Source organism: Streptomyces sp. CNT372, assembly GCF_000377145.1.
Window position 1 is genome coordinate 29367 of the sequence record NZ_KB897793.1, and the last position, 19382, is coordinate 48748.

Below are 19382 nucleotides of genomic sequence, written 5' to 3' on the forward strand. Positions count from 1 at the left end.
AACAGGAGTCCGGACCCCGTGAACACCCTTGCGCTCGGACCGAGCTGGCTCGATCCGGACTATCTGATCACCACCTTCGGGCTCATCGGCGTGCTGGTCATCGTCTTCGCGGAATCCGGTCTGCTGATCGGCTTCTTCCTGCCGGGCGACTCCCTGCTGTTCACCACGGGGCTGCTGGTGACCACCGGCAAGATCGACGTGCCGCTGTGGCTGGTGTGCACGCTGATCGTCATCGCGGCGGTCGTCGGCGACCAGGTCGGCTACCTCTTCGGCCGCAAGGTCGGGCCGGCCCTCTTCAAGCGCCCCGACTCCCGCTTCTTCAAGCAGGAGAACGTGGAGAAGGCGCACGTCTTCTTCGAGAAGTACGGCCCGAAGTCCCTGGTCCTGGCCCGCTTCGTGCCGATCGTGCGCACGTTCACGCCGATCATCGCGGGCGTCAGCCGGATGAACTACCGCTCCTTCGTGACCTTCAACATCCTCGGCGGTGTGCTGTGGGGTGCGGGGGTGACGCTGCTGGGGGCGGCCCTCGGCAAGATCGACTTCGTACACGAGCACATCGAGAAGATCCTGATCCTGATCGTGCTGATCTCGGTCCTCCCCATCGTGATCGAGGTCCTGCGCGCGCGCTCCCAGAACAAGAAGTCCGCGGCGGTGGGGGACGCGGTGGACGATGGCGAGACCCCGCCGCCCCCGCCGCCCGCTTCGCGCGGCCGCCACGCGAAGCGCTGACTCCTCGCGCGCGTCCCTCCGGCCCGTGTCCGGGCCCGGCCCGCCGCCCCAGCCTGCCCGGCTGGGGCGTGCTGTTTTCTGTCCGTCCGGTCCCGTCGTTCCAGCCTGTCGGGCTGGGTGCGCTGTTTCGGCCCGTCCGGCGTTTGAGGACACGGCCGTAGGCCGTGCGGCGACCACCGGCCGCCGGCCGGGTGCGTCGGGCTCCGCCCCGGACTCCGCGCCTCGATCGCCGGCAGGGCTGAGCAGTCGGGCCCGGCCCGAGCCCGAAGCGGCGGCGACCGGGCGCCCGGGCAGCCGGGCCCGGGCCGACCCCGGCCCAGCCCCGCGCCGGGGCCCGAAGCGCGGCCCGGGCCCGCTAGAAGCCGCGCGTGCGCTTCGCCGCGCGGCGCCCACCCGGCGGCTGCTCCCCCGGCACCCCCGCAACCCCCGGCACCCGCAGGAACAGCCGCGTCATCTCCGCACCGAGGTTCACCCCGATCGCGATCGCCAGCGCCAGCGCCGCCGCCTTGCTGAGCGAGGCCAGCCCCGGGTTCAGGTCGCCGCGGGCGATCGACAGCAGCCCGAAGTACGTCGCGCTACCCGGAAGCAGCGGCCCGATCGCCGCCGTGACATACGGCAGCGCGGACGCGAACTGGTACCGCGCCAGAGTCTGCCCGAACAGACCCACCAGCCCCGCCGCCGCCGCCGTCGCCGCCACCGGCGACACCCCGGCGGTGTCCGCCAGCGCCCCGTACACCACCCACGCGACGCCGCCGTTCAGCGTGACGAGCCACACCGTGGAGCGCTCCTGCTGGAGCATGACCGCGAAGCACAGCGACAGCGTCATCGCCGCAAGCGTCTGCGTCACCGGCCGCTCCACGCTGTGGATCGCGGTCTCCGGCCGGAGCCCCGCGTCCAGGGCGAAGCCCAGATAGAGGACGCTCAGCACGCCCACCACGATGCCGACGACCAGATAGCCGACCTCCAGCAGCCGCGCCGCCGCCGTGATGTAGAAGCCGGTCAGCCCGTCCTGGACGCCCGCCACCAGCGCCCGCCCCGGGATCAGCGCGAACAGCCCACCGGTGATCACCGCCGAGGCCCGGATGTCCAGCGGCGACAGCGTCAGCGCCACCCCGACCGCGGCCGGGGGCATCGCCGCCGCCACGAACTGGTAGAACTCCGGCAGCTCCCGCCCCGCCGCCAGCCACGCGAGCCGGTCGCCGAGCATCGCGCTCACCGCCGCCGCGATGAACACCAGCACATCACCGCCGACCAGCACGGACGCCGAACCCGCCAGCAGCCCGCCGGCCACCGTCAGCGCCCAGCCGGGGTACGGGTGCCGGTTCCGCCGGATCTCCGCGAGCCGCCGGTACGCCTCCTCCAGCGTCACCTCGGACTCGTCCGCGCTGATGTCGTGCACCAGCCGGTAGACCGCCGCCAGCCGGTTGTAGTCGGTGCCGCGCCGCCGCACCGTGCGGTTGGCCGTCACCGGGTCGTCCACCAGGGACGGCTGATAGGTGATCGACAGCAGCGTGAAGGTGACGGTCGGCTCGCACCGGTCCAGGCCGTACGAGCGCGAGATGGCGAACATCGCCGCCTCGACGTCCTCGGCCCCCTCGCCGCCCGCGAGCAGCAGCTCCCCGATACGCAGCGTCAGGTCGAGCACGCGCGGTACGGCCGGCCCGGCGTCGTCCTGCCGCTGTTGTGTCTCCGGCACCGGGCGCTCGCCCACCGGCATCCGCAGCATCGCCCGCATCCGGTCCTGCCACGGCGCGCCCTTCGTCAGCCGCACCGCCGGGATGCCGTGCGCCGGGGTGAACGCGGGCGGCGAGTTCCGGGCGCTGTAGGTGGACGGCGGGGCGAACGCGGAGCCCTCCGGCTCGGCCGGCGCCTCCGGCACCAGCCCCTGCGGAACGGCGAACTCCGAACTCGGGTGGTCCTCTTCGGGGGCTTCCGGCTGCTCCACCCCCAGGGGTGGGGTGAACGCGCTGTGCGCCTCGTCGGACTGAGGCTTCCGGTCTTCCGGACCCTCGGGTTCCGCCACCACTCGCCGTCCTCGCTCCCTGTCGCACCTGCCCTCTGCCCGGCGCTTCTGCCCAGTATGGGCACGGACATGGGGGGAGACGCGACGCGGGCGGGACACCACCGGTGTCCCGCCCGCGTCAGGGCCTTCCGGGGGGCGTCAGTGCGCGCCGCCCTGCGCCTCCAGGCGCTTGAAGCTGGCCTCGATCTCGGCCTCGGCCTCGGCGCGGCCGACCCAGTCGGCGCCCTCGACGGACTTGCCGGGCTCCAGGTCCTTGTAGACCTCGAAGAAGTGCTGGATCTCCAGGCGGTCGAACTCGGAGACGTGGTGGATGTCGCGCAGGTGCTCCACGCGCGGGTCCGAGGCGGGGACGCAGAGCAGCTTGTCGTCGCCGCCGGCCTCGTCGGTCATCCGGAACATGCCGATGGCCCGGCACTTGATGAGGCAGCCCGGGAAGGTCGGCTCGTCGAGGATGACCAGCGCGTCCAGCGGGTCGCCGTCCTCGCCGAGGGTGTTCTCGACGAAGCCGTAGTCCGCCGGGTAGCTGGTCGAGGTGAAGAGTCGACGGTCCAGGCGGATCCGACCGGTCTCGTGGTCCACCTCGTACTTGTTCCGCGAACCCTTCGGGATCTCGATGGTGACGTCGAACTCCACGGGTGGCTCCTCCATGATCAAGACATAGCAAGACGCGAATCTGGTGGTTAAGTGTCCCTCACGCAGAGGTGTGATCGCGAAAGGGGCTGGTGCGGGGTGCCGAAGGTCAGGACGTGGCAGCTCGCGACGGGTGCCGCGGCGCTCGGCCTCGTCGTCTCCGCCGGGGCGGTGGCCGCGGCGGGACCCTGGGACACCGGTCAGCGTAAGGCCGAGCGCCAGTGGGCGGCGGCCCAGGACCCGACGGGTGGCGCACATCACGAGTCCTCCGCCCGCGAGCGCCCGCCCGCCGCCCCCAGCGCGCCTCCCGTGCTGGCCGCCCTCGGCACCACGGGCCCCCGTACCGCCGACGCCCCCGCCCGGCCCCCCGCCGGCCTCGCCGGGACCCTCGGCCCCCTCCTCGGCGACGCCGCCCTCGGCCCCGCGCCGACCGCCAGCGTCATCGACCTCGCCACCGGCGAACGCCTCTGGGCCAGGGGCCCGGCCACGCCGATGACGCCCGCGTCCACCATCAAGATCGCCACGGCCGCCGCCGCCCTCTCCGCCCTCGGGCCCGACCACCGCATCCCCACCACCGTCGTCGCGCCCCCCGAGGGCGACCGCGTCACCCTCGTCGGGGGCGGGGACGCCACCCTGGACCGGGCCCGCCTCGCCACCCTCGCCGACCGCACCGCCGCCGCCCTGCGCGAGCGCGGCACCGCCGCCGTCCGTCTGACCCACGACAGCTCCCTCTACGCGGGCCCCCTCCTCCACTCCATCGGCCCCAACGGCAACCTCGCCCCCGTCAGCGCCCTCATGGTCGACCAGGGCCGCAACGACCCCCGGACAACCGGCGACGCCACCCGCGCCAAGGACCCCGCCGGCGAGACCGCCCGCGTCTTCGCCGACCTGCTCAGCGAACGCGGTGTGCGGGTCACCGGCAGCCCCGCCCCCGGCCGCGCCCCCGAGGAGGCCGTCCCCCTCGCCCAGGTGCTCTCCGCCCCGCTCTCCGCCGTCGTCGAGCGCATGCTGACCAGCAGCGACAACGACATCGCCGAGTCCCTCGCCCGCCAGACCGCCGTCGCGGCCGGCCGCCGGGCCGACTTCGCGGGCGCCGGGAAGGCCGTCACCGACCGGCTCCGCCGCCTCGGCCTCCCGCTGGAGGGCGCCCGCTTCGCGGACGGCAGCGGACTCGACCGCCGCGACCGCGTCTCCGCCGGACTTCTCACCGCCCTCCTCGCCCGCTCGGCCGACCCCGACCGCCCCGAGCTCCGCCCGGTCCTCACCGGCCTGCCCGTCGCCGGCTTCACCGGCACCCTCGGCACCCGCTACGACGAGACGTCCCCCGGCTCCGGCCTGGTCCGCGCCAAGACCGGCACCCTCAGCGGCGTCGACTCCCTCGCGGGCACGGTCGCCACCCCCGACGGCCGCCTGATCGGCTTCGCCTTCCTCGCCAACGGCACCGGATCGGCCGCCGAGGCCCGCCCCGCCCTCGACCGCCTCGCCGCCGCCCTCGCCGGCTGAGCACCCGCCCCGGGGCGTCCCCCGGGCCCGGCCCCGCCCGCACCCGGGTACGCCCGCACCGCTGTGCGTCGCCGGTCGAGAACGTACGGTTGACGCATGACGAGCATCGGTGGTGCCGAGATGGTCGACTGGAACCTCGCCGTGGCGACCGCGACCCGCTTCGTGCGGCCCGGTCCCGACGTGAGCCGGGACGAGGCGCGCGCCGTCGTCGCCGAGCTGCGCCGGCACGCCAAGGCGTCCGAGGAACATGTGCGCGCCTTCACCCGGATGATCCCCGACGACGTACGGCCCCGGGACACCCCGGTCCTCGTCGTCGACCGCGCCGGCTGGGTCAGGGCGAACGTCGCGGGCTTCCGCGAACTGCTGCGCCCCCTGCTCGACAAGATGCAGGAGCGCCGCTCGGGAGCACCGGGCGGCGCGGTGCTGGGCGCGGTGGGCGGCAAGGTCACCGGCGTCGAACTCGGCATGCTGCTGTCGTTCCTCGCCTCCCGGGTCCTCGGCCAGTACGAGACCTTCGCCCCGGACACCCGCGACCTGCCCGCGGGCGACCCCGGCCCGGACGGCAGGGGCGGCGGCCGGCTGCTGCTGGTGGCCCCCAACATCGTGCACGTGGAACGCGAACTGGAGGTCGACCCGCACGACTTCCGGCTCTGGGTCTGCCTCCACGAGGAGACCCACCGCACCCAGTTCACCGGTGTGCCCTGGCTGCGCGACCACCTGGAGAGCGAGATCCAGGCCTTCCTCGCGGAGACCGACGTCGACCCGATGACCGTCCTGGAGCGCCTGCGGGAGGCCGCCCAGTCCCTCGCCGGGGCCCGCCCCGAGGGTGAGGACGACGAGGGCCGCTCTTTCGTCGAGGTCGTCCAGACCCCCGCCCAGCGTGAGATCCTCGGCCGGCTCACCGCCGTGATGTCCCTGCTGGAGGGGCACGCGGACTTCGTGATGGACGGCGTCGGCCCCGACGTCGTCCCCTCGGTGGCGGAGATCCGGGAGAAGTTCCAGCAGCGCAGGGCCCGCGGCGCGAGCCGGCTGGACCTGGCGCTGCGCAAGCTCCTCGGCCTGGACGCCAAGCTGCGCCAGTACCGCGACGGCGAGCGCTTCGTCCGGGCCGTGGTGGAGGAGGTGGGCATGGACGGCTTCAACCGGGTCTGGACGTCCCCGAACACCCTGCCGACCAAGGCGGAGATCGCGTCGCCGGCGGACTGGGTCGCCCGGGTGCACCGCACGGGTTAGCCGGACACCTCCTGGGTGTGCTGTCCGGGGGGCGGGCGGCGCACGGGGCGGGGCACGGGGGCGCACCGTAGAGCAGTGCCGGAAACGGCGGGCCGCCGATGGCACAGGAGCGCCCCTCCAATCACCCGTCCGAGGGACCGTGGGCACTGGATAGGCGTGCAATGCTCGGGTATTGGCTCGGTTCTGTCACCATCGACGCACTCTGAGTGACCGATGCGAGCGGCCGGCCCCACGGCCGGCCGCCTTCCGCCTCGGCCGAGACACCCCCCTCCCGAACTCCACGAAGGGCACCGGACATGGGTCCCCATCCTGCGGTCGCGGCGATACGCCTGGCGGTCCGCCGCGTACTCCACGAAGTCCTCACCCAGCACGCCCAGCACGCCCAGCACGCCGGGCGGGCCGTGCAGGGCGCCCCCGCCGGCGCCCCCCGCCCCGCCGCCCCGGCCACCGCGCCCCCCGGCGACGGCGCCCCGCTCGTCCTCGTCGCCTGCTCCGGCGGCGCCGACTCCATGGCCCTCGCCTCCGCCCTCGCCTTCGAGGCCCCCAAACTCGCCGTCCGTGCCGGTGGCGTCACCGTCGACCACGGCCTCCAGCACGGCTCCGACCTGCGCGCCGCCGAGGTCGTCGCCCGCCTCGCCGCCATGGGCCTCGACCCCGTCGAGTCCGCCGCCGTGCGCGTCGGCCGCGAGGGCGGCCCCGAGGCCGCCGCCCGCGACGCCCGGTACGCAGCGCTCGACGAGGCCGCCGAACGCCTCGGCGCCGCCGCCGTCCTGCTCGGCCACACCCGCGACGACCAGGCCGAGACCGTCCTCCTCGGCCTCGCCCGCGGCTCCGGCATCCGCTCCCTGTCCGGGATGGCCGCCGTCTCGGGGGCGGCCGGCCGCTACCGCCGCCCCTTCCTCCAGCTCGACCGCCAGACCGCGCGCAAGGCGTGCATGGTCCAGTCCCTCCCCGTCTGGGACGACCCGCACAACTCCGACCCCGCCTACACCCGCTCCCGGCTCCGCCACGAGGGCCTGCCCGCCCTGGAGAAGGCGCTCGGCAAGGGGGTCGTCGAGGCCCTCGCCCGCACCGCCCAGCTCTCCCGCGACGACGCCGACGCCCTCGACGGCTGGGCCGCCGAGGCCGCCGCCACCGTGCGCGACGAGAACGGCGGCCTGGAGTGCGCCAAACTCTTCGCGCTGCCGCCCGCCGTACGCCGCCGGGTGCTGCGCCGGGCCGTCATCGACGCCGGCTCACCGGCCGGTTCCCTCTTCGCCCGCCACGTCGAGGAGGTCGACCGGCTGATCACCGGCTGGCGCGGCCAGCGGGCCATCAATCTGCCCGGCCGGGTCCAGGTCCACCGGCAGGGTGGCAGACTGGTCATTCGGCAAGGGTGAACCGCCGAGACAGAAAGCGACGCGGGTGAACGAGAAGGACATGGGCGACGACCTCCAGTCGGTGCTCATCACCAAGGAAGAGATCGACGCCAAGCTGGCAGAGCTGGCCGCGAAGATCGACGCGGAGTACGCGGGCAAGGACCTGCTCATCGTCGGAGTCCTCAAGGGCGCCGTGATGGTGATGGCGGACCTGGCGCGTGCGCTCGCCACCCCCGTCACGATGGACTGGATGGCCGTCTCCTCCTACGGAGCGGGCACGCAGTCCTCGGGTGTCGTGCGGATCCTCAAGGACCTCGACACCGACATCAAGGGCCGGCACGTCCTGATCGTCGAGGACATCATCGACTCCGGGCTGACGCTGTCGTGGCTGCTGGCCAACCTGGGATCGCGCGAACCCGCGTCCCTGGAGGTCTGCACCCTGCTGCGCAAGCCGGACGCGGCCAAGGTCGCGATCGACGTGAAGTGGGTCGGCTTCGACATCCCGAACGAGTTCGTCGTCGGCTACGGCCTCGACTACGCCGAGAAGTACCGCAACCTCCCGTTCGTCGGCACGCTCGCGCCGCACGTCTACGGAGGCTGACGCCACAGGCACGCTGGGGAACCCAGCCCGCCTTTCCGCCGTTGGTGCAAGGGAAGGCGGTCGCCTGTGACAATGCTGGGGTACCGTCCGAGGAACAGTTGTCTTTTCTCATAGCAGTCACATAAGCAGTCACACAAGAAGTCCCACTCAGCGGCAAACCTACGGGCAGGAGGGACGGGGCGTTCTCGCTCCGTATGGATGGACGTGAAGCGATACTTCCGTGGGCCGGTCATGTGGATCGTGCTGGCCGTCCTCGCCGTGGTCGTGCTGATGCAGGTCGTCGGCTCGTCCGGCGGCTACAAGACGGTGGACACCGGCGAGGTCGTCCAGGCGATCGACAGGAACCAGGTCAAGCAGGCAAAGCTGACCACTGGCGACGAGCAGATCATCAAGATCGAGCTCAAAGAGGGCCAGAAGGTAGACGGCGGCACCAAGGTGCAGGCCAGCTACATCGGCACCCAGGGCGTCGATCTGGCCGACAGGCTGCAGGAGAAGTTCGAGGCCGGTGAGATCGAGGAGGGCTACACGGTCTCGCCCGAGCGGCAGAGTCCGTTCCTCTCGGTGCTCCTCTCCCTGCTGCCCTTCGTCCTCATCGTTGTGGTGTTCCTCTTCCTGATGAACCAGATGCAGGGCGGCGGCTCCCGGGTCATGAACTTCGGGAAGTCCAAGGCCAAGCTCATCACCAAGGACACCCCCAAGACGACCTTCGCCGACGTGGCCGGGTCGGACGAGGCGGTCGAGGAACTCCACGAGATCAAGGAGTTCCTCCAGGAGCCGGCGAAGTTCCAGGCCGTCGGGGCCAAGATCCCCAAGGGCGTGCTGCTCTACGGCCCGCCCGGCACCGGCAAGACCCTCCTCGCGCGCGCCGTCGCGGGCGAGGCCGGCGTGCCGTTCTACTCGATCTCCGGCTCCGACTTCGTCGAGATGTTCGTCGGCGTCGGCGCCTCCCGTGTCCGGGACCTCTTCGAGCAGGCCAAGGCGAACGCCCCGGCGATCGTCTTCGTCGACGAGATCGACGCCGTCGGCCGGCACCGCGGCGCGGGCCTCGGCGGCGGGCACGACGAGCGCGAGCAGACCCTCAACCAGCTCCTCGTCGAGATGGACGGGTTCGACGTGAAGGGCGGCGTCATCCTGATCGCCGCCACCAACCGCCCGGACATCCTCGACCCCGCGCTGCTGCGCCCGGGCCGTTTCGACCGGCAGATCGCCGTCGACCGTCCCGACATGCAGGGCCGGCTGGAGATCCTCAAGGTCCACCAGAAGGGGAAGCCGGTCGCCCCGGACGTCGACCTCGGCGCCGTCGCCCGCCGGACCCCCGGCTTCACCGGTGCCGACCTGTCGAACGTGCTGAACGAGGCCGCGCTCCTGACGGCGCGCACCGACAAGAAGCTCATCGACAACCACTCGCTGGACGAGGCGATCGACCGCGTCGTGGCGGGCCCGCAGAAGCGGACCCGGATCATGTCCGACAAGGAGAAGAAGATCACCGCGTACCACGAGGGCGGACACGCCCTGGTCGCGGCGGCCTCACCGAACTCCGACCCGGTCCACAAGATCACGATTCTCTCCCGCGGCCGGGCGCTGGGCTACACGATGGTGCTCCCGGACGAGGACAAGTACTCGACCACCCGCAACGAGATGCTCGACCAGCTCGCCTACATGCTGGGCGGCCGGGCCGCGGAGGAGCTCGTCTTCCACGATCCGACCACCGGCGCGGCGAACGACATCGAGAAGGCGACGGCGACGGCCCGCGCCATGGTCACGCAGTACGGCATGACCGAGCGCCTCGGCGCCATCAAGTTCGGCGGCGACAACAGCGAGCCCTTCCTCGGCCGCGAGATGGCGCACCAGCGCGACTACTCGGAAGAGGTCGCCGCGCTGGTCGACGAGGAGGTCAAGAAGCTCATCGAGGCCGCGCACAACGAGGCGTGGGAGATCCTCGTCGAGAACCGCGACGTCCTCGACAACCTCGTTCTCCAGCTCCTGGAGAAGGAGACGCTCGGCAAGGAGGAGATCGCGGAGATCTTCGCCCCGATCGTGAAGCGCCCGGCCCGCCCGGCGTGGACCGGTTCCTCCCGCCGCACCCCCTCCACCCGTCCGCCGGTGCTCTCCCCCAAGGAGCTCGCCCTGACGAACGGCGCGGCGAACGGCTCCGCCCCCTCGGTGACCGACATCACCAAGACCCCGGCCGAGCCCGTCGCGGAGGAGCGCCCCGAGGCGTGATCCCAGGTCGCGAGGCCGCCCCGGAATGACTGCCGCGTCCCCCAGGTTCTAGCCTGGGGGACGCGGCTTTTCATATGACCTCATATGACCACGGCCGGAGCACAGAGGAACGAGGCACAGATGACCGACCCGGTGACGCTGGACGGCGAGCGCTCGATCGCCGAGTTCGACGAGAAGCGGGCCGAGAACGCGGTACGCGAACTCCTCCTGGCCGTCGGCGAGGACCCCGACCGCGAGGGCCTCCGCGAGACCCCGGCGAGGGTGGCGCGGGCGTACCGGGAGATCTTCGCGGGCCTGTGGCAGCAGCCGGAGGACGTGCTGACCACCACCTTCGACCTCGGGCACGACGAGATGGTGCTCGTGAAGGACATCGAGGTCTACAGCACGTGTGAGCATCATCTGGTCCCCTTCCGGGGCGTGGCGCACGTCGGGTACATCCCGTCCACCACCGGCAAGATCACCGGGCTGTCGAAGCTGGCCCGGCTGGTGGACGTCTACGCCCGCCGCCCGCAGGTCCAGGAGCGGCTCACCACGCAGATCGCCGACTCGCTGATGGAGATCCTGGAGCCGCGCGGGGTGATCGTCGTCGTGGAGTGCGAGCACATGTGCATGTCGATGCGGGGCATCCGCAAGCCCGGCGCCAAGACCCTCACCTCGGCGGTCCGCGGCCAGCTCCGGGATGTGGCGACCCGCAACGAGGCGATGAGCCTGATCATGGCGCGCTGACGGGCGCGCCGGCACCCCGTCGGGTCAGGTGGTCGGAGCCGTGGGGCCCGGGGTGTCGTCGTCGCCGTCGTCGGGGAGCTTGAGGACGCGCTCCAGGTAGAGGGCGGCGGCGACGACCGCGATGCCGGCGAGGACGGCGAAGCCGGCGTAGATGGCCTGGTCGCGGCGGGCCGGGATGTCCAGGGAGCCGAGCAGGAAGACGCCGGTGCCGCCGTACATGCCGCTGACCAGGGCCGCGACCAGGGCGCTGGCCTGGCCGAAGACCACGGCGCGCGCGGCCATCAGGGGCTCGACGCCCTTGGCGCCCGGGCGTCGTTCGCGCTGGGCCTTGAGGCGGTTGCGCAGGGAGAGGGCGGTGGCCGCGAGGACGGCGGCGATCGCGCCGAGGACGACGGGCGCGGCCAGCGGGACGCTCGGCAGCGTCCCGAAGGAGTCCCACAGGCGGGCGCCGCCCCAGGACAGGACGCCCGCCGCGGCGAACAGACCGGCCAGGACCCCGAGCCGTAGTTGCTTCACCGCGGCGAGCCGCCCTTCGTCGATCGGATGGCACCGGGGCCGGGCGCCCCGGTGATCGTTCCGTACGAGACTAACGACTACTCGGGCAGTCGCAGTTCCAGGTCGCCCCGGGCCTCGACGCCCTCGGCGCCGACGCCGGCCAGCAGGTCGGCCACCGGGCCGCGGCCGGGGAGCCGGGCCTCCGGCTGCACGTCGTGCCAGGGGGCGAGGACGAAGGCCCGCTCGTGGGCGCGCGGGTGGGGCAGGGTGAGGGCGGGGTCGTCGGAGACCACGTCCGCGTAGGAGACGATGTCCACGTCGATGGTGCGCGGTCCCCAGCGCTCCTCGCGGACGCGCTCGAACGCCTCCTCGATGGCCTGCCCGCGCTCCAGCAGGGAGGAGGGCGGCAGCGTCGTCCGGATCACGACCACCGCGTTGAAGTACGAGGGCTGGCTGTCCGGGTCGACGCCCCAGGGGCGGGTCTCGTAGACGGGGGAGACGGCCTTGACCCGCAGGCCGGGGGTGTCCTCCAGGAGGTCAACGGCGCCCTGGAGGGTCTCCAGGCGGTTGCCGAGGTTCGAGCCGAGGGAGATCACGGCCTGCTTCGGGTTGGAGAGCGTGCTGTCGGCGGCGTCCACCTGGGCCACGACGGAGGTGGGCACCGGCTGCACGGTCGGGTCGCTGGCTGCCTGGTTCATACTCGGCTCCGGGTGATCGTGATGGTCACGTCGTCGAAGGGCACCGTGATCGGGGCGTCCGGCTTGTGCACCACCACCTCGACCTCCTCGACGCCGTCGTGCTTGAGGCACTGCCGGGCGATCCGCTCGGCCAGCGTCTCGATGAGGTCGACCGGTTCGCCCTCGACGACCGCGACGACCTCTTCCGCCACCACCCCGTAGTGCACGGTCTTCGCCAGGTCGTCGTCGGCCGCCGCCGGGCGGGTGTCCAGCCCCAGCACCAGGTCGACGATGAACGTCTGGCCCTCCTCCCGCTCCCGGGGGAAGACGCCATGGTGCCCACGGGCCTTGAGGCCGCGCAGCGCGACACGATCCACGCGAATCACTCCTGCTTTCTCTGCTGGCGGACGGGTCGCCCGCCACGTGCGGGTGGCGCGGACCCGCAGGCGAATCTACCCGCGGGTGCCGGTGGCCCCTGCGCACGGGGTGCTCGGCATGGCTCCGTGCGGTGGAATCCGCGCATACCCGGGGGGAGGGCCGGGCGAACCTCCCGCTGGGCCCATACCCACTTACGGGGGGACTTACGAGGACACGGGGAGGCCGCGGCCGGGGCCTGCCCAGGGGCCGCGCGGGGTTCGTGCCGGGTGCTGGGCGAGGGCTACGCGGGGGTGTCCTCGTCCTCGTCGGGGCCGGTCTCGGCCAGTACGGGGGAGCCGTGGTGGGACCAGACCCGCCAGCCGCCGGGTGTGCGCCGGAACACGTTGGTGGCCACCACGAGCTGGCCCACCAGGGGCCCCAGCTCGCCCGCCTCCTCGGCGGGGCCGCCGCTGAGGATGTTCTCGGTGCAGGTGACGAGCGCGGTGTCACCGGTGACGGACACCTTGACGTCGGTGAGGAAGAACTGGATGTACTCGGTGTTCGCCATGATCAGGGCATAGCTGCGCAGCACCTCGCCGCGGCCGCTGAGGACGGGCCAGCCCGGGTGGACGCAGGAGATGTCCTCGTCGAGCCACAGGTCGGAGAGGCGGTCGAAGTCCCCGCGTTCCATCGCCTCGTAGAAGGCGGTGTTGGCTTTCTCGACCTCTTCGGCGTCGCTCGCGCCGGCGGTCACCGGGCGCCCTCGACGGCGCGGGCGACGCGGACCGCGTCCGCGGTGGCCCGGACCTCGTGGACGCGGACGGCCCAGGCGCCCTCGTGGGCGGCGATGGCGGAGACCGCGGCGGTGGCGGCGTCCCGCTCCCGGGCGGGGGGCGCGGTGCCCTCCTTGGCGAGGACGTGGCCGAGGAAGCGCTTGCGGGAGGCGGCGACGAGCAGCGGGCGGCCCAGGGCGCGCAGCTCGCCGAGGCCGGCGAGGAGGGCGAGGTCGTGCTCGGCGTTCTTGGCGAAGCCGAGGCCGGGGTCGACCACGATCCGTTCGGGGGCGATGCCGCCGGCCACGACCGCGTCGATCCGGTCGCGCAGTTCGGCCGTGACCTCGGCGAGGACGTCCTCGTACACGGCGCGGCTGTTCATGTCCGCGCTGAAGCCGCGCCAGTGCATCACGACGAACGGGGCCCCGCAGCCGGCGACCGCGGGCACCATCCGGGGGTCGGCGAGGCCGCCGCTGACGTCGTTGACGAGGCCGGCCCCGGCGGCGACGGCCTGCTCGGCGACGGAGGCCCGCATGGTGTCCACCGAGACGACGACCCCCTCGGCGGCGAGGCCGCGTACGACGGGGACGACGCGGCGGAGCTCCTCGGCCTCGTCGACGCGGGTGGCGCCGGGCCGGGTGGACTCGCCGCCGACGTCGACGAGGTCGGCGCCCTGGGCGACCAGGTCCAGCCCGCGCTTGACCGCCGCGCCGGTGTCGAACCAGCGGCCTCCGTCGGAGAAGGAGTCGGGCGTCACATTGACCACGCCCATGACCGCACAGCGGTCCCACTCCGGCAGGCCGCTGGCCGTGCCCCGTCCGCGCAAGGTCTTCATGTCTCCAGCCTAGGTGGTGCGGGGTGCGCGGGAGGCGCGAGGTGTCTCAGGCCGCGCGGGTGCGGTGGGGGCCGGGGCCGGGCCCCGCCGGGTCGTCGAGGGGGGTGAGGTGGGCACAGGGGCGGGCCGGCCGGGGCGGCCGGCGGTGGGCGAACGGCCTCGGGAGGGAGACGTTCACGAAGCCCTCGGCGCGCATCGCGGCCAGGCCGATGCGGGGCAGGTCCCGGGTGCTGCGGAAGACGACGAAACGGGGCTCCCAGCGGGGCCGGAACTTGGCGTTGAAGCGGTAGAGCGACTCGATCTGGAACCAGCGGGAGAGGAAGACCAGCAGGCCCCGCCAGAGCCGCAGCACCGGTCCGGCGCCGAGTCGTTCGCCGCGGGCGAGGGCGGAGCGGAACATGGCGAAGTTCAGCGAGACGCGGGTGACGCCGAGGGCGGGGGCGGCCTTCAGGGCCGCGGTGATCAGGAGTTCGTTCATACCGGGGTCGGCGGAGCGGTCCCGGCGCATCAGCTCCAGGGACATGCCGTCGGGGCCCCAGGGGACGAAGTGGATGACCGCCTTCAGGTCGCCGTGAGGGCCGTAGGGGCCGTGGGGGCCCTGGGAGCCCTGCGGGCGGTGCGGGTCCTGCGGGCCGGCGTCGCAGGCCCGGTGCGCGGTGGCGATGACCGCGTCTCCGTCGGCCGGGTCGCCGATCCGGCCGAGGGCCATGGAGAAGCCGCGTTCGGTGTCGGTGCCCCGCCAGTCGGCGGCGGCGCGGCGGATGCGGTCCAGTTCCTCAGCGGGCACGTCCCGGGCGCGGCGGACGCGGGTGGAGTACCCGCCTCGCTCGATGCGGCCGACCATCTGCCGCACGTTGCGCATCGCGCGCCCGGACAGGGAGAAATCCGCGACGTCCACCACCGCCTCGTCGCCCAGTTCCAGCGCGTCGAGCCCGGTCTCGCGGGTCCAGACCTCACCGCCGGTCTCGGAGCAGCCCATCACCGCGGGGGTCCAGGAGTGGGCGCGGGCCTCGTCCATGAAGCGTTCGATCGCGCCGGGCCACGCCTCGACGTCCCCGATGGGGTCGCCGCTCGCGAGCATCACCCCGGACACCACGCGGTAGCAGACGGCGGCCTTGCCGCTGGGCGAGAAGACGACGGCCTTGTCGCGGCGGAGGGCGAAGTGGCCGAGGGAGTCACGGCCGCCGTGCGCGGCGAGGAGTTCCCGCAGCCGGCGCTCGTCGTCCCCGGTGAGGCGGGCGGCGGGGTGTTCGGGGCGGAAGGCGAGGTGGATGGTGGTGACGGCGGTCAGCAGGCCGAGCGCGCCGAGGGAGTAGGCCACGGTCCAGGAGACGTTGCCGGTCCAGCGCAGCGGCCCCTCGAAGCCGAAGAGGCCCAGCAGGACGTGTTCGAGGCGGTCGGTGAGGCCGGGGCTGCCCACGACCCGGTCGGGGTGGGTGCTGACGAGCAGCAGGCCGAGGCCGAGTGAACCGGCGCCCATCGAGACGAAGTTGGCCAGCGCCCGCCAGCGGCTGCGCGGGTCGGGCAGGGCGGCGAACTGGTCGCGGTGGCGCAGCAGCAGCCAGAGCAGGGCAAGGGAGAACAGGACGCCGAGGGCCGAGTGCCGGTAGGCGAACTGGGCGACGGCGCCCGCGGGCAGCAGGAGCACGGCGGCCCGCCAGGCGCGGCGCTTGCGGCGTTTGATGCCGTGCGCGAGGAGGAGCAGCAGGACGCCGGCGCTGAGGGAGAGGGCGGCGGCGAAGGGACCGAGCGCCCCGGGCAGCACCTCGGCGACGGTGTGCATCCGGCTGTACCGGAAGCGCGGGAAGACGCCCGCGGCGATGTCGAGCAGGCCGACGAAGGTGCAGGCGGTGCCGACGAGGGCCGGGACCGCCTCGGGGCGGGGGCCGCGCAGCAGGCGGCGCAGGGCGGCGGGGAAGCGCCGCGGTGTGCCCGCACGCTGGGCGCGGGGTTCTGGGGCAGCGGGTCCGGGGGTGCCGGGTTCCGGGGCGCCGCCCGGGTGCGCGGGCGGGCGGCGCGACGCCGGCTTCGCCGGGTCCGGCTTCTTCGATGGTGTGGTGTCCCCGCCTGGCGTCGCTGACATCGCTTCCCGTGACCGTGGATGAGATTGTGCGCCCGGTCCCTCGGATCGTGCGGTCCGGGCGATGTGCGCCCTCTATGACGGGGCTTGGAGGGGGCCGGTTCATCCGCAACCGGGAAATTCTCGGCGAAGGCGACGAGGCGGCTCCGGTTCCGCTTCGCCCTCCGGGCGTGGTTCGGAGGGGCGGGCCGGGTCCGCGTGCGCGGGCCCGGTTCCGGTTCACGCTCCTGGTCCGGGCCGGGTCGGCGGCGGGTCCGGGCCGGGTCGGCGGCGGGTCCGGGCCGGGTCTCCGGCGGGTTCGGCCCGGTCCGCGGGCGGGCCCGGCCCGGGTCAGTCCTTGGCGACGGACTCCAGCCGCACATCCGCCCGCGCCACGTCCTGCGCGTCCGCGTCGATGGACCGGCGCAGTGCCGTGTGCAGACGGGCGGGGGTCAGCACTCCGAGGAAACGGTCCTCCGCCTCCGGGTCGACCACGGCGACCCAGCCCGCGTCGTGCTGGAGCATCGTGGCGAACGCCTGCTTGAGGGAGGCGCCGACCGGGAGCCGGGCGTCCATGCGGCGGGCGCGGTCGCGCACCGTGCCGGTGCCGCCGGCCTGTTCGGCGGAGATCCAGCCGTGCAGCGCGCCACCTGTGTCGAGGACCACGGCCCAGCGGGCGTCGAGCGAGCGCGGCAGCGGGTCGTCCAGGCGCAGGACCGGGGGCTGTTCGAGGTCGCCCTCCTCGACGGGGGTGACCGAGAGCCGCTTGAGGCCGCGGTCCGCGCCGACGAAGTCGGCCACGTAGTCGGTGGCGGGGGCGCCGAGGACGGTGGCGGGGGCGTCGAACTGCTCGATGCGGCCCTCGCCGTAGACGGCGATCCGGTCGCCGAGCCGGACGGCCTCCTCGATGTCGTGGGTGACGAAGAGGATGGTCTTGCGCACCTGGGACTGGAGTTTGAGGAACTCGTTCTGCAGGTGCTCGCGCACCACCGGGTCGACCGCGCCGAAGGGTTCGTCCATCAGCAGCACGGGCGGGTCCGCGGCGAGGGCGCGGGCGACGCCGACGCGCTGGCGCTGGCCGCCGGAGAGCTGGTCGGGGTAGCGGTCGCCGTACACGGACGGGTCGAGGCCCACGAGTTCGAGGAGCTCGGCGGCGCGGGCCCGGGCCTTGGCGCGGCCGGTGCCGAGGAGGTGCGGGACGGTGGCGGTGTTGTCGAGGACCGTCCTGTGCGGGAAGAGGCCGACCTGCTGGATGACGTAGCCGATGCCGCGGCGGAGTTTCACCGGGTCGGCGTCGGCGATGTCGCGTCCGTCGACGAGGATGCGCCCGCTCGTCGGTTCTATGAGGCGGTTGACCATCTTCATGGTGGTGGTCTTGCCGCAGCCCGAGGGGCCGACGAGCGTGACCAGTTCGCCCTCGGCGACTTCGAAGGACAGGTCGTCGACAGCCGTGGTGCCGTCCGCGTACCGCTTGGTGACGTGCTCGAACCGGATCATGACTCCCCATTCTGACGGCAGTGCGGCGCTGCTGGACCGGCGGGCGCGTGAAGGCCGTGTTGCCGGACCGTGGTGGCCTTCGGCGATTGTCAGTGGCCGGGGTTAGGGTCGCAGGAGATCGCCGGACAGGTGTTCGGCATGCGTCGGGAATTCCGGGGGAGGCGGGGAGGGTGGCACTGCGACGGGCCGCGGACGGCTGTCTCGTGGCGAACGACTGGATCTGCGGCGAGTATCTCCGCAGCCGGAGCGAGGAACTGACCGAGGCGACGGTCCAGCACGTCTGGATCACGGTGGTCTCGGTGCTGATCGGTCTCGCCGTCGCGCTGCCCCTCGCTCTGCTGGTGCGGGCCCGGCCGGGGTTCTCCGGCCCGGTGCTCGGGCTGACGACCCTGCTCTACACGATCCCGTCGCTGGCCATGTTCTCGCTGCTGCTGCCGCTGTTCGGACTGTCGGCGGCGCTGGTGGTCACCGGGCTGGTGCTCTACTCCCTCACCATCCTGGTGCGGAACATCCTGGCCGGTCTTGAGGCGGTGCCCGCCGAGGCGAGGGAGGCCGCCCGCGGCATGGGATACGGCCCGGTGCGGCTGCTCGTCGAGGTCGAACTGCCGCTGGCGCTGCCCGCGCTGATGGCCGGCGTGCGGATCGCGACGGTGTCGACGATCGCGCTCACCACGGTCGGCGCCCTGGTGGGCAAGGGCGGGCTCGGCAACCTCATCGACGACGGGCTCCAGACCACGTTCAAGGCGCAGGTGCTGACCGCGTCCGTGCTGTGCGTGCTGCTGGCCGCCGTCGCGGACCTGCTGCTCCTCGGTGCGCAGCGGCTGCTCACCCCCTGGACCCGAATACGCGCGGTGGAGGCGAAGGCCCGATGAGCGTTCCGGCCGATGCGTGGACCTGGCTGACCACGGGCTCCAACTGGTCCGGGGACGGCGGGGCCTGGCAGCGGCTGGGGGAGCACGTCTTCGTCAGCGGGGTCTCCCTCGTGCTGGCCTGCGCCGTCGCGCTGCCGGTCGCCCTGTGGCTCGGCCACCTGGGGAAGGGCGGCGCGCTCGCGGTCAACATCTCCAACGCGGGCCGGGCGATCCCGGTGTTCGCGGTGCTCGCCCTGTTCATGCTCACACCGCTGCGCAGCGCGGGCTATCTGCCGACGATCATCGCCCTGGTCCTCTTCGCCGTGCCGCCACTGCTGACCAACGCGTACACCGGGATGCGGGAGGTGGACCGGGCGGTGGTGGAGGCCGCGCGGGGGATGGGCATGTCGGGGGGCCAGGTCTTCCGGCGCGTCGAACTGCCGCTGGCGTACCCGCTGCTGATGACCGGGCTGCGGTCGGCCGCCGTGCAGGTGGTCGCCACGGCGACGATCGCCTCGATGGTGGGGCAGGGGGGCCTCGGCCGGATCATCACGGCCGGGTTCAACACCTACGACACCCCCCAGGTCGTGGCGGGCGCGCTGCTGGCGGCGCTGCTCGCGCTGCTGGTGGAGGGGGTGCTGATCGCCGCGGACCGGGCCTTCAGCCCGCTGCGCCGGCGGGCCCCCGGGGGCCGGGCGGGGCGGGCGCCCGCCGCGGCCCGCTGACGGACTGTTCGCTGTATTCGGCCGCACGGCCGGCCGCGCGGCTGTTCCGGTTGCACGGCTGTATCGATCACATGGACGGAGAACCTG

Annotated in this window: 18 protein-coding genes; 9 read left to right on the plus strand and 9 right to left on the minus strand. The window is 73.2% G+C overall.

Going from position 1 to position 19382, the window contains the following annotated elements:
- Nucleotides 1-18 precede the first annotated feature (18 nt).
- Nucleotides 19-729 (plus strand): VTT domain-containing protein, encoded by a 711-nt coding sequence (locus C593_RS0127035; protein ID WP_018850454.1) that lies wholly within the window; start codon nucleotides 19-21, stop codon nucleotides 727-729.
- Between the two features lie 355 nt (nucleotides 730-1084).
- Here the strand turns inward: C593_RS0127035 and C593_RS0127040 are convergent, their stop codons facing one another.
- On the minus strand, nucleotides 1085-2755 hold the full coding sequence (locus C593_RS0127040) for a threonine/serine exporter family protein (RefSeq protein ID WP_018850455.1): 1671 nt from the start codon (nucleotides 2753-2755) through the stop codon (nucleotides 1085-1087).
- A gap of 135 nt (nucleotides 2756-2890) precedes the next feature.
- Nucleotides 2891-3385 carry an inorganic diphosphatase gene (locus C593_RS0127045; RefSeq protein WP_005314187.1) on the minus strand — a complete coding sequence of 165 codons (495 nt, stop codon included), beginning with the start codon at nucleotides 3383-3385 and terminating at the stop codon, nucleotides 2891-2893.
- A gap of 96 nt (nucleotides 3386-3481) precedes the next feature.
- Between C593_RS0127045 and dacB the strand changes: the two genes are divergently transcribed.
- From dacB to folE, 6 genes are all read left to right on the plus strand, one after another.
- A complete protein-coding gene (gene dacB, locus C593_RS0127050) occupies nucleotides 3482-4885 on the plus strand; it encodes a D-alanyl-D-alanine carboxypeptidase/D-alanyl-D-alanine endopeptidase (RefSeq protein WP_018850456.1) in 1404 nt (467 codons plus the stop codon).
- Between the two features lie 96 nt (nucleotides 4886-4981).
- Complete coding sequence (locus C593_RS0127055) at nucleotides 4982-6118, plus strand: zinc-dependent metalloprotease (protein WP_018850457.1); 1137 nt, start codon at nucleotides 4982-4984, stop codon at nucleotides 6116-6118.
- A 296-nt stretch (nucleotides 6119-6414) separates the two neighbouring features.
- On the plus strand, nucleotides 6415-7497 hold the full coding sequence (tilS, locus tag C593_RS0127060) for a tRNA lysidine(34) synthetase TilS (RefSeq protein WP_018850458.1): 1083 nt from the start codon (nucleotides 6415-6417) through the stop codon (nucleotides 7495-7497).
- A gap of 40 nt (nucleotides 7498-7537) precedes the next feature.
- Nucleotides 7538-8077, plus strand: a complete 540-nt coding sequence (gene hpt, locus C593_RS0127065) for a hypoxanthine phosphoribosyltransferase (protein ID WP_037747325.1) — start codon at nucleotides 7538-7540, stop codon at nucleotides 8075-8077.
- 198 nt (nucleotides 8078-8275) lie between these two features.
- Nucleotides 8276-10300 carry an ATP-dependent zinc metalloprotease FtsH gene (gene ftsH / locus C593_RS0127070; RefSeq protein ID WP_018850460.1) on the plus strand — a complete coding sequence of 675 codons (2025 nt, stop codon included), beginning with the start codon at nucleotides 8276-8278 and terminating at the stop codon, nucleotides 10298-10300.
- Between the two features lie 120 nt (nucleotides 10301-10420).
- Entirely contained in the window at nucleotides 10421-11026 is a 606-nt protein-coding gene (folE, locus tag C593_RS0127075) for a GTP cyclohydrolase I FolE (protein WP_018850461.1), read from the plus strand.
- A gap of 24 nt (nucleotides 11027-11050) precedes the next feature.
- On the opposite strand, the gene C593_RS0127080 is transcribed toward folE, so the two are convergent.
- The 7 genes from C593_RS0127080 to C593_RS0127110 all read right to left on the minus strand — a co-directional run bounded on the left by C593_RS0127080 (nucleotide 11051) and on the right by C593_RS0127110 (nucleotide 17719).
- Nucleotides 11051-11542 carry a DUF3180 domain-containing protein gene (locus C593_RS0127080; protein ID WP_018850462.1) on the minus strand — a complete coding sequence of 164 codons (492 nt, stop codon included), beginning with the start codon at nucleotides 11540-11542 and terminating at the stop codon, nucleotides 11051-11053.
- A gap of 77 nt (nucleotides 11543-11619) precedes the next feature.
- Nucleotides 11620-12219 carry a 2-amino-4-hydroxy-6-hydroxymethyldihydropteridine diphosphokinase gene (gene folK, locus C593_RS0127085; RefSeq protein WP_018850463.1) on the minus strand — a complete coding sequence of 200 codons (600 nt, stop codon included), beginning with the start codon at nucleotides 12217-12219 and terminating at the stop codon, nucleotides 11620-11622.
- Nucleotides 12216-12575: a dihydroneopterin aldolase gene (gene folB / locus C593_RS0127090; RefSeq protein WP_018850464.1), complete on the minus strand. Its 360-nt coding sequence runs from the start codon at nucleotides 12573-12575 to the stop codon at nucleotides 12216-12218. Before folB ends, folK begins: the two co-directional genes overlap by 4 nt.
- Before the next feature lie 281 nt (nucleotides 12576-12856).
- The gene (locus C593_RS0127095) at nucleotides 12857-13309 is read right to left on the minus strand and encodes a nuclear transport factor 2 family protein (protein WP_018850465.1); all 453 of its coding nucleotides are present in this window, start codon (nucleotides 13307-13309) and stop codon (nucleotides 12857-12859) included.
- Complete coding sequence (gene folP / locus C593_RS0127100) at nucleotides 13306-14163, minus strand: dihydropteroate synthase (protein ID WP_018850466.1); 858 nt, start codon at nucleotides 14161-14163, stop codon at nucleotides 13306-13308. Before folP ends, C593_RS0127095 begins: the two co-directional genes overlap by 4 nt.
- Before the next feature lie 46 nt (nucleotides 14164-14209).
- Nucleotides 14210-16246, minus strand: coding sequence for a phosphatidylglycerol lysyltransferase domain-containing protein (locus C593_RS0127105; RefSeq protein ID WP_018850467.1), 2037 nt, complete (start codon nucleotides 16244-16246; stop codon nucleotides 14210-14212).
- A 327-nt stretch (nucleotides 16247-16573) separates the two neighbouring features.
- Nucleotides 16574-17719, minus strand: coding sequence for a betaine/proline/choline family ABC transporter ATP-binding protein (locus C593_RS0127110; protein ID WP_018850468.1), 1146 nt, complete (start codon nucleotides 17717-17719; stop codon nucleotides 16574-16576).
- A gap of 170 nt (nucleotides 17720-17889) precedes the next feature.
- Between C593_RS0127110 and C593_RS0127115 the strand changes: the two genes are divergently transcribed.
- Together C593_RS0127115 and C593_RS0127120 are read left to right on the plus strand one after the other, a co-directional pair.
- The gene (locus C593_RS0127115) at nucleotides 17890-18591 is read left to right on the plus strand and encodes an ABC transporter permease subunit (RefSeq protein WP_018850469.1); all 702 of its coding nucleotides are present in this window, start codon (nucleotides 17890-17892) and stop codon (nucleotides 18589-18591) included.
- Complete coding sequence (locus C593_RS0127120; RefSeq protein ID WP_018850470.1) at nucleotides 18588-19295, plus strand: ABC transporter permease; 708 nt, start codon at nucleotides 18588-18590, stop codon at nucleotides 19293-19295. The genes C593_RS0127115 and C593_RS0127120 overlap by 4 nt, the downstream gene beginning before the upstream one ends.
- Nucleotides 19296-19382 lie beyond the last annotated feature (87 nt).